Origin of the sequence: Bradyrhizobium canariense (assembly GCF_900105125.1) — a bacterium.
Lineage (GTDB): Bacteria > Pseudomonadota > Alphaproteobacteria > Rhizobiales > Xanthobacteraceae > Bradyrhizobium > Bradyrhizobium canariense_A.
The window spans coordinates 7,660,188-7,678,555 of the sequence record NZ_LT629750.1; the positions used below are offsets into that span (position 1 = coordinate 7,660,188).

Consider the following 18,368-nt stretch of genomic DNA (forward strand, 5'->3'; position numbering starts at 1 on the left):
GGTGGTGGCCTAAGGTGGCCTAACTCGGCGCCGATCCCGTCCAGCTCGCGCGCGATCTGACCACGGCCGTGAATGCATCGAGCAACGGCGTCGAGCGGCCATAAACGATCGCAAGCTCGTATTCGACCGGCGCGCCTGTTCCCGTGAGATCACGAAAAACCACGCCGGGTCGGTTGGCGGTTGCGATGATGCGGCTGACCAGCCCGACACCCATGCCGCCGGCAACCAGGCTGGCGATGGTGTCCATCTGCGAGGCTTCCTGGCCGACCCGCGGCACGAAACCGGCTTGCAGGCAGGCGGTGAGCACGCGTTCGTGCAGACCCGGCCCTTGCCGCGCCGGAAAAATGATCCAGGGCTCGTTCGCTAGATCGGATAGCGAGATCGATTGAAACTGCGCGAGCGGATGATTTTCCGGGAGCGCCGCGACCATCTGGTTTTTCGTCAGCACCTCGACGCTCAGCCCGTCGGCATCGCGCAGCGGAGGAATCACGAAACCGACGTCGGCTTCATCAGCCTGAAGCTTGGCGATCTGCTGCGCCGTCATCGCTTCCGTGAGCGTCAACTCGACTTCGGGATATTGCTCGCGAAAGGCGCGCAGGATAACGGGCAGGATTTCGCGGGCGGCGCTCGCCACGAATGTTAGCCGCAGCGCGCCGCTCAATCCGGCGCCGGCGCGCCGCGCCGCCACCACCGCGCGCTCCGCCTGGTGTACCGTGCGCCGGCATTCTTCGAGGAATACCCGGCCGGCGGGAGTCAATTGCGTGATCCGGTTGGTGCGCTCGATCAGCAGCGTTCCCAGTTCTTCCTCGATCTGCTTGATCGCGACCGTGAGCGGCGGCTGCGCCATGTTCAAACGGTCGGCGGCACGGCGGAAACTGAGTTCTTCTGCGACGGCAATGAATTGCCGAAACTGGCGCAGCTCGATCATGTCCCGTCCCGGCGTCCCAGATATTCTAGTTGGGGGCAGGCTATCGGATCGAGCCGGAAAACACGAACGAATTCAGGTCCCCGCAGGCCATGCGGCGAGCGGGATTGGCGCAGACTTCGATATTTACGCAGCTACCGCGCGCAGGCGCGGCACAATCAAAACCAGCACGATCGACACCGCCAGCAACGCCGTGACGTAAAATAGCCCGGCGTTGAAATTGCCGGTCGCATCGCGCAGGAAGCCGATCACGGCCGGGCTCACCGCCGAGCCCAGCAGACCGACCGCGCTGATCAGGCCAATTCCGGCCGGCCGCGCCGCTTCGGACAACAGCGATTGCGGCAAGGTCCAGAACGTGCACATGGCGCAGAACGCGCCGGAGACGGTGAAGATCAGGCCGACCAGCCGCAGCTCAGGCGCGGGGAAGAAGATTACCAGCAGCCATCCGGCCGCGGCCATGCCGAGTGCTGCGACCACGTGCCAGACCCTTTCCTGCATGCGGTCGGAACTGCGGGTCCATAGCGGCATCAGGATCAGCGCTGAGATCGCCGGGATCGCGGTGACGAAACCGACCTGCGACAGCGAATAGGCTTTCAACACTTCCCGCACGATGGTCGGGATCCACGTCGCATTGGCGTTGATGGTGTTGACCAGGCAAAAATACGCCAGAGCCAGCAGCAGGATCTTCGGCTCGGCGATCTGCTTCCAGACCGATGTCTTTGTGCCGGGCGAGGATTGATCGTCCGCGAGCAGCGACGTCAGGGTGTTCTGTTCGGCCTGTTCGAGCCACGTTGCGTCTTTGGGTTTGTCGGTCAGATAGGCATAGGCGACCAAGCCAAGGATCGCGGCCGGCAATCCCTCGAGCAGGAACAGCCAGCGCCAGCCCTGCAATCCCAGCACGCCGTTCAAATGATCGAGGATGAGGCCGGAAACGCCGGCGCCGAGCGCCATCGCGACCGGCTGCGCCATCATCAGGTAGCCATTGGCGCGCGCGCGATGCGAGTTCGGAATCCAGTAGGTCAGATAAAGCAGGACGCCCGGCACGAAGCCGGCCTCGAGTACGCCGACCAGAAAGCGGACGACATAAAGGCTGTTGGGACCGACCACAAGCATGGTGGCGGCGGAAGCCAGTCCCCAGGAAACCAGGATGCGCGCGATCCAGATCCGCGCGCCGTAACGTACCATCAGCAAATTGCTCGGAATCTCGCAGGCCACATAACCGATATAGAAGATCGAATTGGCAAGGCCGAAGGTCGTCGCCGTCAACAGCAGGTCCTTGTTCATCGACAGCGCGGCGAAGCCGATATTGATCCGGTCGAGATAGTTGAAGATGTAGAGCACGAAGAGAAACGGTATCAGGCGCCGCCATACTTTTTTGATGGCGGCATCGCGATCGATCTGGCTGGACGTATAGTCCGCGACGGTGATCGTGGTCATGAACCGTTTCCCCCTCAATTATTTTCTGTTGTTTTTGATTTTCGAGCCTGCTCGCTTCGCCCGGCGAGCTTTGCCCGGTCAGTCGACCATCAATTTTTTCACCGGCGTCGGATCGAGGTTGAAGATGCGTGCCGCGTTCAGCCCCAGAATGTTGCGCTTGGCCTGTTCGGTCAGGAACGGCAGGTCGCAAATTTCCTGCGGCAGATCGAAATCGAAATGCGGCCAGTCCGAGGAGAACATCAGTTGCGTCTCGGCCTTGATCATCTCGAGGGTAGTTTCCAGCGCTTTCGGATGCGTCGTCTCCATCGGCTGGGTCGTATAGAAACAATTATGGTTCATGTACTCGCTGGGCATGCGCTTGAGCTGCGGAGCTTCGGACGGGCGCATCAGATACTGGTCGTCGAGCCGCTGCATCAGGAACGGCACCCATGCCAGCCCGCTTTCGACCCACAGGGTCTTGAGCTTCGGGAAGCGCTCGGGAATTCCGTTCAGCACCCAGTTGGTCATGTGGACCATGTTGCACCAGGCAAAGCCCAGCGCGTGCATGCCGAGAAACCGGTTGACCGTCGCCAGCGACGGATCCTGCCAATGGTAACCGGCGTGAAAAGCCAGCGGCTTGCCGCGTTCCTCGATCATGGAATAGAGGCGCATGTAGTCGTTGTGGTGCACCGGCTTGTTGCGGGTGCTGGTCACGCAGAAGCCGATTACGCCCTTCTTGTCGCCTAATTGCTCGACCGTCCGCTCGGCTTCCTGGGGCGTGTTGAACGGCAGGTAGATCAGCGATTTGATCCGGTCGTCGCCGGACAGAATTCGATCGATCAGCCAGCGATTATAGGCGCCGGCAAGCCAAACTTCCATTTCCGGCTGCGGATGCATGCCGAGAAACAGCATCGGTGTCGGAAAAACCACCATGTTGTCGATGCCAAGCGAATCCATCGCCCGCCGCGTCAGGATGACGTCGCGATGGACGTCGGTTTCCTTGACGACTTCGCCCTGACCATCCTGATGCGGGATCCGCCCACCGACCGACTGATAGCGCAGTCCGAGGTCGCCGTTCAGCCCGTAGGGCGGCGCGCCGATCCGCTCGGCCTGGAATCGCATCGCGTTGTCGCGAACGACCGGATCCTCGATATAGGTGACGATTTCTTTCCACGACACGGTTTCGACGTGATGGGCGTCGATGTCGCAGACGAACCAGTCCTGCAGGCCGCGCTTGAGCGCGTTGCGTCTGGCGTGGGCGAGGATGTCGCGGGTGTCGGTGTGAACGTCGATCTGCTGCACCGGCGCATATTGCGGCCCGATTTTGCCCTGAACATTCATGATTGTCTTCCCGGAAAATAGCTGTCCTTATCCGGTCGCCGGCGATACCACAGCGCCAGCTCCATCGGGCCAAGATGCAGCGCGCGCAGCATCTCGGAAACAGCCGAAAGCAATTCGGTAGGGGTCATCTCGCTGTCGCGTGTGCCTGCGATCGGTGGGAAGGTGCGCTCTTCGCCGTCAGATTTAGCGACATAGAGACGGATCGCCGCGGTCAGGATCTGCGCCACCGCTTCATCCGAGACGCGGGAGGCTTCGCCGCGCTCGACCAGTTCGCGCGAGGCGCGCAGCAATTCCGGCGCGGCGGTGTCGATCCAGCCATAGAGATCGTTCTTGAGGTGGTTCTTGAGGTCGTTCCTGCGATCCTGTTCAGACGCTAACATAGATCTCTCCGTTCCGGATCTGCAGCTCGGCCTTGCGCAGCCGCACCCGGTTGTTGCCCTGATGAAATCCGGTCTTGATGCTGAATTCATAGCCGTGCCAGGGACAGATGATGTGGCTTTCGGCCTCGTCATATTCCTGCGTCCGCGTGGTCTTGTCGCTCGCGACCGGCTCGAGCACGCGCTTCATGATGCGGCCCTGGCAGACCGGGCCGGCGCGGTGTGCGCATCGGTTATGCCAGGCGTAAAATTCGTCTCCGATCCGGAACACGCCGACTTCCGAATCCCCGCATACGACCACCTTGCGATCACCGTCGACATAGTCGCCGACGTTGCCGGCCATGTATTCGGCCATCCGCTTCCTCCTGAATTGATTTCGCACGTGCGGAATCGATGGCCGTTCCCTTGCTGCGAAAGGGTTCGCGGCCGCCCGTCATCCTCGGCGGGGCGTGACCCTGCCGCCAATACTTTATTCGGATGGAGCGATACGTGGTGCGTATCGCGCACAGATCACGGCCGGCTGCTCAAGTATCGCGACGACGCCCATAGAAGGAGAGGGTGGAGCGCCGGAATAGCCGCGCCGCCTCGCAGCGGGAGTGCTATTCCGGCGTTATCGGTTACTTCAAGGCGAGCGGCTTTTCCTCATCGAGGAAGCCCATCAGCTCGTGGAAGAACTGCATCCGGTTCTTTTCCATCATCACCGTATGGGTGCCTTCGCTCAGCTCGATCAGCCGCTTGTAGGGCGTGTTGGTGAGCTGCTTGAAATAGGCCTGCGCCAGATAGCTCGGCAGGTCCGCGTCCCATTCGGCATGCAGCAGCAATGTCGGCACGGTGATCTTGCCGGGATCGTATTGAGCCTTGCCCGCGCTCCAATATTTGAGGTTGTCGTCGAACACGCCATTGGGCGCGCGCAGCATCGGTGGCGAATGCTTTGAAGATTCCGGGTCCGTTGCCCAGGTGGCATCGGCCCAGGCATCGAACACGCCCGGCGGGATTAGCGTGGCCTGCTTGTCTTCGGCGACACCTTTCAGCCAGCGCGCCTTGGCGGAATCCTTCGAGACCAGCCGGTAAGCGCCGAGCGGCGGTGCGTTGGCGGCCGCAGGCGCTTGTGGTTCGGTACGGATCCATTGCGGTGCATACAGCACGAGGCGATCGACTTTTGCGTTGTGTTCGCTGGTGTACATGCCCGCGATCGAGGTTCCCCACGACCAGCCCATGACGTCGATCTTCGAGACGCCGCGTTTTTTCAGGATATAATCGACGGCAGCGCCGAGATCGTGGGCGGCCGTCTCGGTCGATGTGATCGGCTTGTTCGCTTCCGGCGGCTGGTTCATCTCCGGCGGTCGGGTCGAGCGGCCGTAACCGCGGACGTCGACGAGATAAACGTCGAACCCGCGCTGGGCGATCAGGTCCATCATCGAGACGCCTTCGATCGGCAGATCGAACGCGGTCTCGGCGGGATAGGTCGCGCCATGCACGAATATGAGGATGCGGTCGGAAGAGAACTTCTGCATGCCCACGGGATGCTTGTTGCGGACAAACAGCTCGATCCCGGGATCGCCCGACGGGATCATCACATCCTTGCTTTCAAGCTTCGGCGCTGCTTGCACGCTTGCACTAATCAAGACGGTACTCATGGCGACGCCTGCCAAAGCCAGGCGCCAGGAAATATTGGGCATAATATTGGGCATCGAACTCTCCCCTGAGCATTTTGTTGTTATCCGCGTATTGGCGGAAACGGCCGTTGTGGCCGCTCAGGGGAAAGTACTCGATGTGAGCGGCCATATCGAGGGCAAATGCGACCGCGCAAATCAGCCGTTAATGACAGGCGCCGAATTCTGCAATCCGGTCTCTCACAACGACCGTTGCGCGGACCATCACGTCATCGCGAGATCTCCTCAAGCTCACGATCGAGCGTGCGCGGGCCCCATCCGGCGATGGCGACGACCACGACGATCATGGCGACCGCGATCAGGCCGAAAACGCCCTTGGTGCCTGCGGTCTGCAGGAAGAAACCGATGATGAAGCTCGCGAATACTGCGCTGAGCCGGCTCAGCGAGTAAGTGAACCCCACGGCGCGGGCGCGTATCCGGGCCGGGAACAGCTCGGCCTGATAATTGTGAAACGAATACGACAGCACGTTGTTCGAGAGCGTGATCAGCACGCCGAACAGGATCAGCAACGGCATGGCGCTCTGAAACGAAAACAGCATTCCGAAGGTGCCGATGCAGCAAGCTGCACCAACTAACTGCCATTTCCGCTCGAACTTGTCGGCGAACGTCATCGCGAGCAGTGGGCCGAACGGGTTGGCGATGGCGATGATGAATGAATAGAGCAGGCTAGCGGCGAGATTGATGCCGGTCTGCTGCGCGATCAGTGTCGGCACCCAGGCGGCGAAGCCATAGAAGCCGAAAGTCTGGAAGAACTGGAACACCATCAGCATGAAGGTGCGGCTGCGATAGCGCGGCGCGAAGATCTCGCCCAAGCGGCCACGGGGTTCGGCCTTCTCCGTCGAATGATTTCCCGGTATCGGCAACGGCGCGCCGTGGAGGTCGTCCCTGACTTTCGCCTCGATCGAAGAAGTCACCGCCTCGGCCTCATCGAGCCGTCCCTGGTTGATGAGCCAGCGCGGGCTCTCCGGTACCGCGCGACGAATGAACCAGACAAACAGTGCACCGGTCGAGCCGATCAGGACCACCCATCGCCAGCCGTCAAAACCAAACGGGCTGATCGGCACCAGTTTGTAGGCGACGAACGCCACGATCGGCACCACTGAGAACATGACGGCCTGATTGAAGGCGAACGCGCGACCGCGAATTGATTTGGGCACAAGCTCGGCGACGTAGGTGTCGATCGTGACCAGCTCCACGCCGATGCCGATGCTGGCGATCAGCCGCCACAAGCTCACTCCAAGACCGGTATCCTGGAACGCCATGACCAGCGTCGCCGCGCTATACCACAGCATCGAATAGGTGAAGATCGTTCGCCGCCCATATTTGTCGGCGACGTAGCCGAACCCGCAGGTGCCGATGAACAGGCCTGTGAAGGTGGCGGCGACAAACAGCGCCGGGCCGGTGAAGATGCTGACCGACACGTTGGTGAGCAATCCAGCCTTCATCAGACCGGGGACGACATAGGCGGTCATGAACAGATCGTAGAGTTCGAACATGCCGCCAAGCGAGAGCAGCGTGATCAGCATCCACACATGCCGCGTGCCCGGGAGCCGGTCCAGGCGTGCGAGGATGTCAGCTGCGCGCCCTTGGGCGGGCTGATCTATCATGGGCCGGTCTATCGCGGGCTGGTCTATCGTGGTCATCGTGCCTCCCCGTGGTTTTTATGGGTGACGGAAGTACCGTCCCTTGTTTATGCGGCGAGCATGCCCGGTTTTTTTTCATTGGTGTAGGGGGACGGTGGAATCCGGTTTTGATGCTTTAGTACGGGGCGCGGTTTGGCCGTCACGACCGACGCAGTGCACCAAAAATGGGGTTCCCCCTGATGTTACGGCCTTGCCAGGCCGCGTGTGACAGAGTGCCCGTCGGCGGCGGCGCTTGAGCGCGGGGCCGGCTTTGCATATTCTGCACTGCAACGGATTGGCCTCCGAGCCGTTCTTATCTTCAGAAAATCACGACGCCTGAAATTCACAAATCCGGGAGACAGCGATGAACCTTTTCGATCTCAACAAGGTGGCGCAGGCCATGGTCGCGCCGGGCAAGGGGCTTCTCGCCGCCGACGAATCCACCGGCACCATCAAGAAGCGGTTTGACGCGATCAAGGTGGAATCCACCGAAGAGAGCCGGCGCGATTATCGCGAGATGCTGTTCCGCTCCAAGGATGCCATGTCGAAATGCATCTCCGGCGTCATCCTGTATGACGAGACCATCTGGCAGAAGGCCAAGGACGGCACGCCGCTGGTCAAGCTGATCGAGCAGGCGGGCGCGATCCCCGGCATCAAGGTCGACGAGGGCACCCAGCCGCTGCCCGGTTGCCCCGGCGAACTCGTGACCGTCGGCCTCGACAAGCTCGCCGCGCGGCTGGCGGATTATTACAAGCAAGGCGCTCGCTTTGCGAAGTGGCGCGCGGTGATCGATATCGGCAAGGACATTCCGAGCATGACCGCGATTCATGTCAACGCACATGCGCTCGCGCGCTATGCAGCGCTGTGCCAGGCCGCGCAGATCGTGCCCATTGTGGAGCCGGAAGTGTTGATGGACGGCGATCACGATATCGATCGTTGTTACGACGTCACCAAGCGCGTCCTCAACAAGGTATTTCAGGAATTGCGTATCCAGCGTGTCGCGCTCGAAGGCATGATCTTGAAGCCCAACATGGTCATCTCCGGCAAGAAATGCCCGAAGCAGGCGCCGGTTCAGGAAGTCGCGGAAAAAACCATCCGCTTGTTGAAAGAGTGTGCGCCGGCGGCGGTGCCGGGCATCGCGTTCCTGTCAGGCGGCCAGGACGACGAAGAGGCCACCGCGCATCTCGACGCCATGAACCGGATCGGCGGTCTGCCGTGGAAGCTGACCTTCTCCTATGGCCGCGCATTGCAGGCGGCGCCGCAAAAGGCATGGTCGGGCAAGTCCGAGAACGTTCCGGCCGGGCAACAGGCGTTCAGCCATCGCGCGCTGATGAATTCGCTCGCCACCAAGGGTGAGTGGAAGGCCGATCTGGAAACCAAGAAAGCGGCGTAGGGCTCCGATGGCAGATCGATCGTGGACGGTTGCAATTTAGACTGCGTCGTTTCGGGGCGCATGTTTGTTGCGAGCCAAAGCCGAGCGATCCGTAACACCGAAATACAGGGAGCTTGGACGCCGGCTCACGGCTGCGCGGGCCCCCGGAATGACAAGAATTGAGTCAATTTAAGGCGAGCCGTTCCGGCTCGGGCGCTCGTGCATGCGATGGCGATATTCTCGCCCTTGCCGGTTGGCGTTGCTGCGAAATCGAAAAGTGCCACGGGGCGGAAATCCTGTGCTAGCCTCGGGTCGTCCGCCTTCGAGGAAGGAGCGGATATTCGCGTGATTGTCTCGATGCTTTCGAAAGGGAGTGTGCGCGATGAACTCGGGAAATGGTTCGAGCATATCTTCCGGCTTGACGACGATCCGGACGCTGCAATGCATCGTACGTCCAGCACTGCTGTCGGCGATGCTCTTGATCGGGCTTTGCCAGACCGGTCTGGCGCAGCAAGAAGCGCTGGAGCTCGGACCTGAGGAGGCTGCTCCCACTTTGCCTGCTGCCGGGGTGACGCTTTTTCAGAACGTCCGTATCTTCGACGGCAAGAGCGCGCAGCTGTCAGCGTCTTCCAATGTGCTCGTCAGGGGCAGCACGATCGAGCAGATATCGGCAAATCCGGTTGCCGCAGAGGCGGCCACCGACGTGCGCGTTGTCAACGCAAACGGGCGTGTGCTGATGCCGGGCCTGATCGACGCGCATTGGCATATGTTCATGGCGGCAGTGGCTCCCGCAGTCCTTCTGACCGCAGATCCCGGCTACCTTAATCTATTGGCTGCACGGGAAGCCAGGGCGACGCTGATGAGGGGTTTCACTACCATCCGCGACATGGGCGGTCCCGTATTCGGACTCAAGCGCGCCATCGACGAGGGCGTCACCGTTGGTCCGCGCATCTATCCCTCGGGCGCAATGATCTCGCAAACCTCGGGGCATGGGGATTTTCGCTCGCGATACGAAGTTCCGCGGGCAATGGGAGGGCCATTAAGCCAGTCCGAACTGGAGGGCATCGCAGCCATCGCCGACAGCCCCGACGAGGTACGGCTGCGTACGCGCGAGCAACTTCGAGCGGGGGCGAGTCAGATCAAGCTGATGGGAGGCGGTGGCGTCAGTTCCCAACACAACCCGATCGAGTCAACGCAGTTCACCGAAGCAGAGCTTCATGCCGCGGTCGAGGCGGCCGAAAATTGGGGCACCTATGTAGCCGTACACGCGTATACTCCGGCTGCGATCCGACAAGCGATCGCCGCCGGCGTCAAATGCATTGAACATGGCCAATTGATCGACGAGCCCACGGCCAAGCTGCTGGCAGACAAGGGTATCTGGTGGAGTTTGCAGCCACTGACCTACGATGCAGACGTTTTCGCGCGGATGAGCCCGGTGTCGCAAAAGAAGGCGCTGGAAGTGTTCGCGGGAACGGAGAACGCCTACAAGCTCGCAAAGAAGTACAAGATCAAGACGGCCTGGGGCGCCGATATCCTGGGCGATGCGGGGGCCGCCAGCCGGCAGGGTCAATATCTCGCCATGATGGTCCGCTGGTACACGCCTGCCGAGGCATTGAAGATGGCCACCGCCGACAATGGCGAGTTGATGGCTCTTTCCGGTTTCATCAATCCCTATCCCGGCAAGCTCGGTGTCGTTAAAGTCGGGGCGCTTGCCGATCTGCTGCTCGTCGACGGCAATCCGCTTGAGGATATCAATCTTGTCGCAAATCCGGACAAGAATTTTGTCGTCATCATGAAGGATGGCCGAATCTACAAGAATACCCTGGGCAATTAGAGCATGATCCGGAAAAAGGGCGCACCGGTTTTCCCTCGCGACAAACGCGAAGCGTTTGCGCGGTGCTCAAACAAGGAGATCGACGACGAGCATGATTCAACTCGGTTGAATCATGCCCTCGGGTCCAATTCAGCACATCCGTCGGTCGTGAAATAACACGCACCGTATCGCCGCCAGCCGCAGCAACGTCCAACATCGGTCCGGTAGTTCGAGCAAGCGGGAGGAGCCACTGAGTTCATTTCGCAGGTTCCTGTCCCGGTCTTTGGGATGGCTGATCGCCGCAGTCTGGTTTTTGTGCCGCGCCGTGCTCATCGCGTGGGCCGCGCTTGCCATCTACTATTCGAATCTGCCGTTCATCGCGCTGCGTCTGGGATTGGCGGTCGCCTTCGCGGTATTCGCGATCTGGGCTCTCTGGCTTTCGCGTCGATGGTGGATGTCAGCGATCGCGATCGTGCTGTTTTTCGGCGTGGTGGCGGGGTGGATCTCCATCCGTCCGTCACACGATCGAAACTGGCGGCCGGAAGTCGCGGTGATGCCGCGAGCGTTTATCGACGGCGATCGCGTGCGGCTCACCGGGGTTCGCAACTTCGACTACCGCACCCGGAATGATTTCACGGTGCGCTATGAAGAGCGCGAGATATTGCTGTCGCATTTGACGGCCCTCGATTTCTACGTGTCCTACTTCAGCACGGGACCCGTCGGACACACGTTCCTGAGTTTCATCTTCGACAATGCGCCGCCGCTGAGTATCTCGATCGAGACACGACCGGAGGTCGGCGAGGGCTTTGCGCCGGTCGCCTCGCTCTTCAAGCAATTCGAGTTGATCTATGTGGTAGGTGACGAGCGCGACCTGGTGCGGGTGCGCACCAACTACCGGCGGGAGGCTGTGTATCTCTACCGTCTCAACACCTCGGCCGATGATGCGCGCCGGCTGCTACTTGTCTACCTGGCGCGGATCAACGAACTCGCCGATCAGCCGGAATTTTACCACCTGCTGACCAACAGTTGCACCATCAACATCGTGCGTTACGCGAACGCCGCCGGCCGGGTGGGCCGGTTCAACATTCGCCATCTCCTCAACGGTCTGGTCGATAACTACCTCTACTCCTCGGGCCGGATCGACACGACACTGCCGTTTGACGAACTGCGGCGACGTTCGCTGATCAACGAGGCGGCGCTGGCGGCCGACAGCGCGCCCGATTTTTCGCAACGCATTCGAGCGTCCCTGCCGACGATCCCTCCATGATCCGCGCAACGGCAGCCATCGTCGAGCGGTCGTTCGCGGCCTCATTTCGGTTTTCGAAAATGAAGCAGGGCGTAGGGAGCGCTTCACATTGCCCCCTTCGTCCATTTGGCTGCGCATCACGGACTCAACGTTGGCCAGCGCGCGAGGTCCGAAAAGCTTCGCACCCGGAAATGATGTCTGGACGTGGCCGCTTGCGCGCGAGGCGGAAAAGCGGAAAGCTGGCAAGGAGCCAGACGACCCGGGAGAGGCTTATGCGCGCTTTTCTGCTCACGCCGCTTCTCTTCTTCGCCGCTCTGCCGGCGCTTGCGGCAGAGCGATGGGAGACCTTGCCGCCGACGCCGGCGCCAATCGTGACCGACCGCATCGGTCAGGCGCAGGTCAATGGCATCAGCATCCATTATGCGATCTATGGCCAGGGCTCGCCGGTAATCTTCCTGCACGGCGGTCTGGCGAATACCGACTATTGGGGCGGTCAGGTCCCGGCCGTGGCGGCGCATCATACCGTTATTTTGATGGACAGCCGCGGCCATGGCCGCAGCACACGCGATGCGCGGCCCTATGGTTACGATCTGATGGCCGACGACGTCGTGGCGTTGATGGACAATCTGAAAATCGCCAGGGCCGACATCGTGGGCTGGAGCGATGGCGGCATTCTCGGCATCGATCTCGCCATGCGCCACAAGGACAGGGTCCGCAAGATCTTCGCCTTTGCAGCCAATACGGTGACGTCGGGTGTCAAGGACGGCGTCGAGAAGAACCCGACCTTCGCCGCCTATATCGAGCGCGCCGGCCACGAATACCAGGCCCGTTCGGCGACGCCCAAGGAGTACGACGCCTTTGTCGGCCAGATCAGCAAGATGTGGGCCGAACAGCCAAATTGGAGCGATGCGCAGCTCAAGGCGATCGACACGCCCGTCCTCGTCGTCGATGGCGACCATGACGAGGCGATCAAGCGTGAGCACACCGAATATATCGCGGCGACGATCCCGCATGCGGGGCTGCTGATCCTGCCCAACACAAGCCATTTCGCCTTTCTGCAGGACCCGCGGCAGTTCAATTTTGCCATCCTGCACTTCCTGGGAGACGAGTAGAGATGGCCTGATTGGGCAGGCTCTGCCTCGGATCAAGGCCGCCATTGGCAAGCAGCGAGGCGCGACAGTGCGCATGCTCAAGGCAACACGACGACGCGCTCGGCGGGACGCGCCAGCAGCAGATATGAGACCAGCGCCAGAAGCGAGCACAGCGCCATGAAGGCGGTCATGGAGAGTGCGGAGTGTCCATCATAAAGTGCCACCACGAGCCCGCTGACAACGGCACCTATCGCCATCTGGATGAAGCCGGTTGCGGCGCCGGCAGCGCCGGCAATTTGCGGCAGGGGCTGCATGGCCCCTTGCATTGCGTTGGGCGCGATCAGCCCGAACGCCAGATTGCCGAGGACCAGAAGCGAGATGACGAGAGAGAGCGGCATCCAGCCGGCTAACGTCATCGCCAGTAACAAGGTCGTGGAAACCGCGGCGAGCACAAGGCCGGCCGTGAGCGGATAGAAGGGCGAGACGCCCTGGGCGCTGAGCTGGCTGTTGAGAAAGGCACCCGTCATGATGCCCAGCGAGGTCGCCGCAAAGACGAGGCCATATTGCAGGGGCCTCAGCCCCACGCCATTGATCAGGAACAGCGAGGAGCCGCTGACATAAGCGAACAGCGCGCCGAAAGCGGCGGCGTTGACCAGGATGTACCCAAGGCAGAGCGGGTGCATCAGGACACGAAGATAGTTGCGAGCGATGATCGAAGGGACCAGCCGGTTGGCCGGGTCGATCCGTGCGCTCTCGTCGAAGCCGAGCAACATCGCCAGCAGCAAGAGCAGGCCGACCCCGGCAAGCACCGTATGGATGAGGCGCCAGCCGCCGAGGGCGAGCAGCGCCGCTCCCGCTGTCGGCGCGATCATCGGCACCATCATCGTCGCGATGGCCACATAGGAGAGCTTGGTGCGGGCGGCCTGCCCCTCGAACAGGTCGCGGATAATGGCCAAAGCGATGGTCATGCCGGCGCCGGCCCCGGCACCCTGGACGACACGCCACATCAGCAGGGCCAGCAGCGATCGGGCCAGCGCACAGCCGAGCCCGGCGATGATGAAGAGCGTGCAGGCGAACACGACGACAGGTTTTCGGCCATATCGATCGGACGCGGGCCCATAGAACAGCGGCGCGACGGCGAAACCGAGCATGAAGAGGCTCATCGTCAAGCCGGCCTGTGCCGGCGCGACGCCGAGAGCGGCTGCCGTTTCGGTGATGGCCGGCAGGCTCATGTCGATGCCGAAGGATGGCAAAGCGACAAGAAAGCTCATCAGCAGGGTGAAGGCCATGGAAGCAGGCGGAATACGCACTGGTCGCATATCCTGTGGTGGGGCAACCCGCGTCGGCGCCGCCAGAATGCCCTGAAATTCGCGATCGCTTCGCGCATCCCAGGCGCATTCTGGAGGGGCTCGGCTGCGACGATGCGCTCAGGCGCGCTTGATTGCTCTTGTCTTCCGCGATTCTTCCGCGACACCGCTCCATTCCAAACCATCGTTGCCCGAGGTCTGCGAAATCTGGCCGACAATCCGGAGGATTTCGGATCGCGTGTCTATCCGGCCGAACTCGTCCGCCATGAGCGACGCACGCGAACGATAATTTGGCTTGTCGAGTACGGTTCGAATGGCTTCACGCAACGCCTGCGGCGTAGGCTGGTTGGTGGCGAGATCGATTCCAATTCCGGACCATGCCACGCGCGCGTTGACGTCGGCTTTGTCTTCGGTGAGCCCCGCAGTCACAAGGGGAATTCCGAAGCTCATGGCCTGGTTGACACTGCCATAGCCACCGTTGGTGACGAATACGTCGACCCTGGGCAGTACCCATTCGAACGGCAGATATTGGGCGAGGCGCGCGTTGCCCGGAATTGGGCCAGGTATGGCGTCGATGGGGCGCCCGCCCGCAGTGGCGATCACGAGCACATCAGGCTCGTTCGCGAGCGCGGCCAGCGTGGGCGCGACCAGCAGCCCGAAATTGTGATTGGCCAGCGTTCCCTGCGTCACCAGGACCACCTTGTGCGAGCCGTCGAGCTCGCTGGCCCATGATGGCAGCGGAGCCTGCTTCGGAATGATGGGAGGCGTGCCTACGAAATTTACCGTGGGTGGGATGTCGCGTGGAAATTCGAAACTTGGAACCGTGAGCTGCAGATAGGCATCTGCGAGCTCCACGACGGATTCGAACATGGGCATCGACAGCGGCCCCACACCGAAGGACTGCAAGCATCGGTTCAAAAGATCGGCCGAAGCTTGATAAACTACCTTGTCATGTTCACGATAGATCGCCGCGTAGTCGTCGCGTTGCTGCTTCGTGGTTGCAGGCGGCAAGCCGGCAAAATTCGGAGCGCCATCTTCCCGGCGCCAGTGCAAGAACGATGTGCCGCAAAGCAAGATCGGGGGCCGTTTCGAGCGAGGCCCGAGCAGCATCGGCAAAACGCCGAACAGCATGTCGTCGCCGATGACGACGTCGGCCGCGAAATTTCGCAGAACCTGCTGCAAACCCTTGTGTTGAGCGGGGATGGCGTCGATGAACACACGCTCGATGGCGACGCGCAGCCAGTCCAGCCCCGGAGGTATGGTTTTGAGTTCGGGAGCCACGGTTCCGAAGTCGCGCAGATCGAAGTCCGCGCCTTCGGGGAAGGCGTGGAATTTTGCTCCAATACCTTCGATGCGGCTGCGCAGAACGCTGCCCGATAGAAAGGCGACCTCGTGGCCTTCGGCAATCAGCATGCGCCCAACCGCAAGCAGCGGATTGAGATGGCCTGTCGCGGGGGTACAAGCGATGAGAATTTTCATGTGATCTGTCTCTCTGGTTGTCGAAAGAGCCGGCCATGCGGAGAGTTGTCCGACGGGCCGACTCAGGCAGAGAAACAGGCTGAAGGATCGCCGTTACGCATCGATTTCGCAGCGGCGCGAAACGGTTACGGTTGCAATGTGTGATGGCTTTGCGAAGGCACCAAGGTGCGAGGATGAGACGTCGGGCGTTTCACCTCTTCACTAAATATTCGCAATACCCGGATCAAACTTCAAAACGCCTTCGATCCATTTGGCGACGCGCAGCGTTCGAAGATCCTGCCGATAGGGGCCGACGATCTGAATCCCTAAGGGCAGGCCGTTCTTGCCGAAGCCGGCCGGCAGCGACAGCGCCGGGGCCCCGAGCAGGGTCCACGGCGCGCAATATTCGGCGTCGCCGGTATAGTGCAGGCCCAGCGGCGCCTCGCCGAAGGCTGGCAGCGTGAACACGGCGTCATAGCCTGATATGTCGGTGGTGAAGGCGTTGCGCCATTTCTCCTGCAACGCCTTGGCACTGAGATAGTCGGTCGCCGGGTGGGCCTTTCCGGTCTGAACCAGCGACTTCAGATGATCGCTGGTGCGATCGGGATAGCGCGCCACCAGGTCCGCAAAGATCGCGGCACCTTCGGCGGCGAGAATGGTGTTGATCGCGCTCCAATTGCCGTGATCGATCTCGGCGAGTTCAAACTCGTCGAGGACGGCGCCCGATCTGCGCAGCGTCGCGACGGTAGCATCGAAGACCTTCTGCTGCTCTGGTTCAGCCTTCGACCATTTGGCAAAGCGGACAATGGCAAGGCACGGTTTGTCGAGCGGCAGCACGCCGTGACCGATATCGACCGCAAAGCCGGGAACCGGCCGGCCATGGGGATCGCGGTCGCTTGTGCCTGACAGCAGCGACAGGGCGAATGCTACATCGTCGACGCGCCGCGCAAAGAAGCCGACGTGATCGAGCGAGGGGCTTAAGGGATGCACGCCGGTGCGCGGGATGGCGCCAAAGCTCGGCTTGAACCCGACCACGCCATTGAAGGCGGCGGGCCTGATGACCGAGCCGAGCGTCTGCGTGCCCAGCGCCAACGGGACGATGCCGGCCGCGACCGACGCCGCCGATCCTGACGACGATCCGCCCGGCGTATGCTTGTTGTTCCACGGATTGACCGTCGGTCCCGGATGCCGCCAGGCGAATTCGGTCGACACCGTCTTACCGAAGATCGTGGCGCCGAGATTGCGCAGGCGCTCGACCACCCAGGCGTCGGCGGCGGGAACGTGATCCCGGTAGACCGGCGAGCCATTGGTCGTGGGCATGTCCGAGGTGGCGATGATGTCCTTGATGGCGACGGGAATGCCGGACAACGGGCCCGGCCGTCGCGCGACGTCCGGGGGAAGGTATTCGAACGCTTTGAGCATGGGCTCGACGGCCTTCGTCTTTTCCAGACAGGCCGCCGCATAGGCGTCCGCCGCCGCCTGATCGTCCCTGAACAGGCGGAGAAGTTCGAGAACCCCGGCGCCGGATTGAAGGGCGGAGCGTGCGGTCGGATCGGTCATGTCGTTCATTCCCGGGGCAGATCGTCTTAAAGCGTTTTCGAGCGAAGAGGATACCGCTTCGCGCGGAGAAAAACGCGTCAAAACAAAATATTAGAGCCCGATCCTCATTCAACCAGAACCGGGCTCTCAATCAATAGATCAGGGAGAAAGGACGCGCAAACCGGAAGTCTGCACGGGTGCCATCGGGTTATTTCATCGCAAGCGCCGGATCGATGAACGTCTTCACCACGAACGACTTGTAGTCCGGCTGGCTCGCGAGATTCCCGAGCGCAATCTGCGTATCCATCGACACCTTCAGCGCGTCGGCTGATATATCCACGCTCGGCGGATAGACGCCATCGGCGAGCATGCGCTTGACGGCGGCTTCCACCACGACCGGGTCGAGCGTCGGAAACTCCTTCTTGGCGATCTCGACGGTCTTGGCTTCGTCCTTGGCCATGAAGCGCATCGCCATTTCCATGCCGTTGACGACGCGCTGCGCGGTATCGGGGTCGACATCCTTGCGCGCGGTCACGGCCGAGAAGGCGTAGGCGCCATAGAGTTTCGGAAAGCCGAGCACGACCTTCATGCCCTTGGCGACGGCCTGATCGAGGCCGGGCTCATACATCACGGCGATGTCGGCCTGCTTGGCGACGAAGGGGCCAGGCTCGGAGCCGATCGCGACCGGGATCATGTCGACATCGGTCTTGGCGTCCATGCCGTTTTCCTTCAGCAGCTTGATGAACAGCGAGGTGCTGGTGGTCGGCATCAGGCCCGTGACGACCTTCTGGCCCTTGATGTCCTTGATGCTGTCGAACTTGAAGTCCGGCGCGGTCGCGATCCACACCGCGGCACCATTGACGACATTGGCGATGATATCGACCGGCGCCCCCTTGGAGGCCGCGATTGCCGTCCATTCCGGTCCATGAATGGAAAACTGTGCGCTTCCGGAAATGACCGCCGAGAGCGCCACCGTCGGCGCGCCGGCGGTCTCCTTGGTGAGGTCGAGGCCCTGTTGGGTGAAGAAGCCCTCGTCGATCGCCACATAGAGCGGCAGATACAGCATCGACTGGAATGCCTGCGACAGCACTACCTTCTTGTTCTCGGCGAGTGCCGGCGTGGCGAGCAGGACCGAGATCAACGCGGCGGCGCGGGCAACGCGCGTGGGCAACGACATCTGACGTCTCC

At 61.5% G+C, this 18,368-nt stretch carries 15 protein-coding genes; 4 read left to right on the plus strand and 11 right to left on the minus strand.

The annotated features are described in order from the left end of the window. Positions 1–19: 19 nt before the first annotated feature. The 7 genes from BLV09_RS36050 to BLV09_RS36080 form a co-directional block, all read right to left on the minus strand. Positions 20–928, minus strand: a complete 909-nt coding sequence (locus BLV09_RS36050; RefSeq protein ID WP_146690810.1) for a LysR family transcriptional regulator — start codon at positions 926–928, stop codon at positions 20–22. 123 nt (positions 929–1,051) lie between these two features. Further along, positions 1,052–2,362, minus strand: a complete 1,311-nt coding sequence (locus BLV09_RS36055; RefSeq protein ID WP_146690811.1) for an MFS transporter — start codon at positions 2,360–2,362, stop codon at positions 1,052–1,054. A gap of 78 nt (positions 2,363–2,440) precedes the next feature. Beyond that, positions 2,441–3,682: an amidohydrolase family protein gene (locus tag BLV09_RS36060; RefSeq protein ID WP_146690812.1), complete on the minus strand. Its 1,242-nt coding sequence runs from the start codon at positions 3,680–3,682 to the stop codon at positions 2,441–2,443. Beyond that, the gene (locus BLV09_RS36065) at positions 3,679–4,062 is read right to left on the minus strand and encodes a hypothetical protein (protein WP_146690813.1); all 384 of its coding nucleotides are present in this window, start codon (positions 4,060–4,062) and stop codon (positions 3,679–3,681) included. Before BLV09_RS36065 ends, BLV09_RS36060 begins: the two co-directional genes overlap by 4 nt. After that, complete coding sequence (locus BLV09_RS36070) at positions 4,049–4,414, minus strand: Rieske (2Fe-2S) protein (RefSeq protein ID WP_197685014.1); 366 nt, start codon at positions 4,412–4,414, stop codon at positions 4,049–4,051. Before BLV09_RS36070 ends, BLV09_RS36065 begins: the two co-directional genes overlap by 14 nt. Positions 4,415–4,676: 262 nt before the next feature. Next, positions 4,677–5,750 (minus strand): alpha/beta hydrolase, encoded by a 1,074-nt coding sequence (locus BLV09_RS36075; protein WP_244548920.1) that lies wholly within the window; start codon positions 5,748–5,750, stop codon positions 4,677–4,679. Positions 5,751–5,941: 191 nt separating this feature from the next. Next, positions 5,942–7,375, minus strand: a complete 1,434-nt coding sequence (locus tag BLV09_RS36080; RefSeq protein ID WP_146690814.1) for an MFS transporter — start codon at positions 7,373–7,375, stop codon at positions 5,942–5,944. Between the two features lie 343 nt (positions 7,376–7,718). Between BLV09_RS36080 and BLV09_RS36085 the strand changes: the two genes are divergently transcribed. The 4 genes from BLV09_RS36085 to BLV09_RS36100 all read left to right on the plus strand — a co-directional run bounded on the left by BLV09_RS36085 (position 7,719) and on the right by BLV09_RS36100 (position 12,897). Continuing rightward, positions 7,719–8,747, plus strand: coding sequence for a class I fructose-bisphosphate aldolase (locus BLV09_RS36085; protein WP_146690815.1), 1,029 nt, complete (start codon positions 7,719–7,721; stop codon positions 8,745–8,747). A 361-nt stretch (positions 8,748–9,108) separates the two neighbouring features. Continuing rightward, a complete protein-coding gene (locus BLV09_RS36090) occupies positions 9,109–10,560 on the plus strand; it encodes a metal-dependent hydrolase family protein (RefSeq protein WP_146690816.1) in 1,452 nt (483 codons plus the stop codon). A 304-nt stretch (positions 10,561–10,864) separates the two neighbouring features. After that, positions 10,865–11,806, plus strand: coding sequence for an Lnb N-terminal periplasmic domain-containing protein (locus BLV09_RS36095; RefSeq protein ID WP_244548921.1), 942 nt, complete (start codon positions 10,865–10,867; stop codon positions 11,804–11,806). A gap of 251 nt (positions 11,807–12,057) precedes the next feature. Continuing rightward, on the plus strand, positions 12,058–12,897 hold the full coding sequence (locus BLV09_RS36100) for an alpha/beta fold hydrolase (RefSeq protein WP_100383075.1): 840 nt from the start codon (positions 12,058–12,060) through the stop codon (positions 12,895–12,897). 77 nt (positions 12,898–12,974) lie between these two features. Here BLV09_RS36100 and BLV09_RS36105 read toward each other — a convergent pair whose 3' ends face one another. From BLV09_RS36105 to BLV09_RS36120, 4 genes are all read right to left on the minus strand, one after another. Further along, the gene (locus BLV09_RS36105; protein WP_146690818.1) at positions 12,975–14,186 is read right to left on the minus strand and encodes a Bcr/CflA family efflux MFS transporter; all 1,212 of its coding nucleotides are present in this window, start codon (positions 14,184–14,186) and stop codon (positions 12,975–12,977) included. A gap of 117 nt (positions 14,187–14,303) precedes the next feature. After that, positions 14,304–15,662, minus strand: coding sequence for a glycosyltransferase (locus BLV09_RS36110; protein ID WP_146690819.1), 1,359 nt, complete (start codon positions 15,660–15,662; stop codon positions 14,304–14,306). Between the two features lie 201 nt (positions 15,663–15,863). Next, entirely contained in the window at positions 15,864–17,201 is a 1,338-nt protein-coding gene (locus BLV09_RS36115) for an amidase (protein WP_146690820.1), read from the minus strand. 187 nt (positions 17,202–17,388) lie between these two features. Beyond that, the gene (locus tag BLV09_RS36120) at positions 17,389–18,357 is read right to left on the minus strand and encodes an ABC transporter substrate-binding protein (protein WP_146690821.1); all 969 of its coding nucleotides are present in this window, start codon (positions 18,355–18,357) and stop codon (positions 17,389–17,391) included. Positions 18,358–18,368 lie beyond the last annotated feature (11 nt).

Bases quoted from the DNA above. Each gene is read 5' to 3' on its own strand.
- BLV09_RS36070 (WP_197685014.1), bottom strand. From the start codon at position 4,414: ATGGCCGAATACATGGCCGGCAACGTCGGCGACTATGTCGACGGTGAT.
- BLV09_RS36050 (WP_146690810.1), bottom strand. From the start codon at position 928: ATGATCGAGCTGCGCCAGTTTCGGCAATTCATTGCCGTCGCAGAAGAA.
- BLV09_RS36085 (WP_146690815.1), top strand. From the start codon at position 7,719: ATGAACCTTTTCGATCTCAACAAGGTGGCGCAGGCCATGGTCGCGCCG.
- BLV09_RS36055 (WP_146690811.1), bottom strand. From the start codon at position 2,362: ATGACCACGATCACCGTCGCGGACTATACGTCCAGCCAGATCGATCGC.
- BLV09_RS36100 (WP_100383075.1), top strand. From the start codon at position 12,058: ATGCGCGCTTTTCTGCTCACGCCGCTTCTCTTCTTCGCCGCTCTGCCG.
- BLV09_RS36060 (WP_146690812.1), bottom strand. From the start codon at position 3,682: ATGAATGTTCAGGGCAAAATCGGGCCGCAATATGCGCCGGTGCAGCAG.
- BLV09_RS36110 (WP_146690819.1), bottom strand. From the start codon at position 15,662: ATGAAAATTCTCATCGCTTGTACCCCCGCGACAGGCCATCTCAATCCG.
- BLV09_RS36075 (WP_244548920.1), bottom strand. From the start codon at position 5,750: ATGCCCAATATTATGCCCAATATTTCCTGGCGCCTGGCTTTGGCAGGC.
- BLV09_RS36080 (WP_146690814.1), bottom strand. From the start codon at position 7,375: ATGACCACGATAGACCAGCCCGCGATAGACCGGCCCATGATAGATCAG.
- BLV09_RS36115 (WP_146690820.1), bottom strand. From the start codon at position 17,201: ATGACCGATCCGACCGCACGCTCCGCCCTTCAATCCGGCGCCGGGGTT.
- BLV09_RS36120 (WP_146690821.1), bottom strand. From the start codon at position 18,357: ATGTCGTTGCCCACGCGCGTTGCCCGCGCCGCCGCGTTGATCTCGGTC.
- BLV09_RS36065 (WP_146690813.1), bottom strand. From the start codon at position 4,062: ATGTTAGCGTCTGAACAGGATCGCAGGAACGACCTCAAGAACCACCTC.
- BLV09_RS36090 (WP_146690816.1), top strand. From the start codon at position 9,109: ATGAACTCGGGAAATGGTTCGAGCATATCTTCCGGCTTGACGACGATC.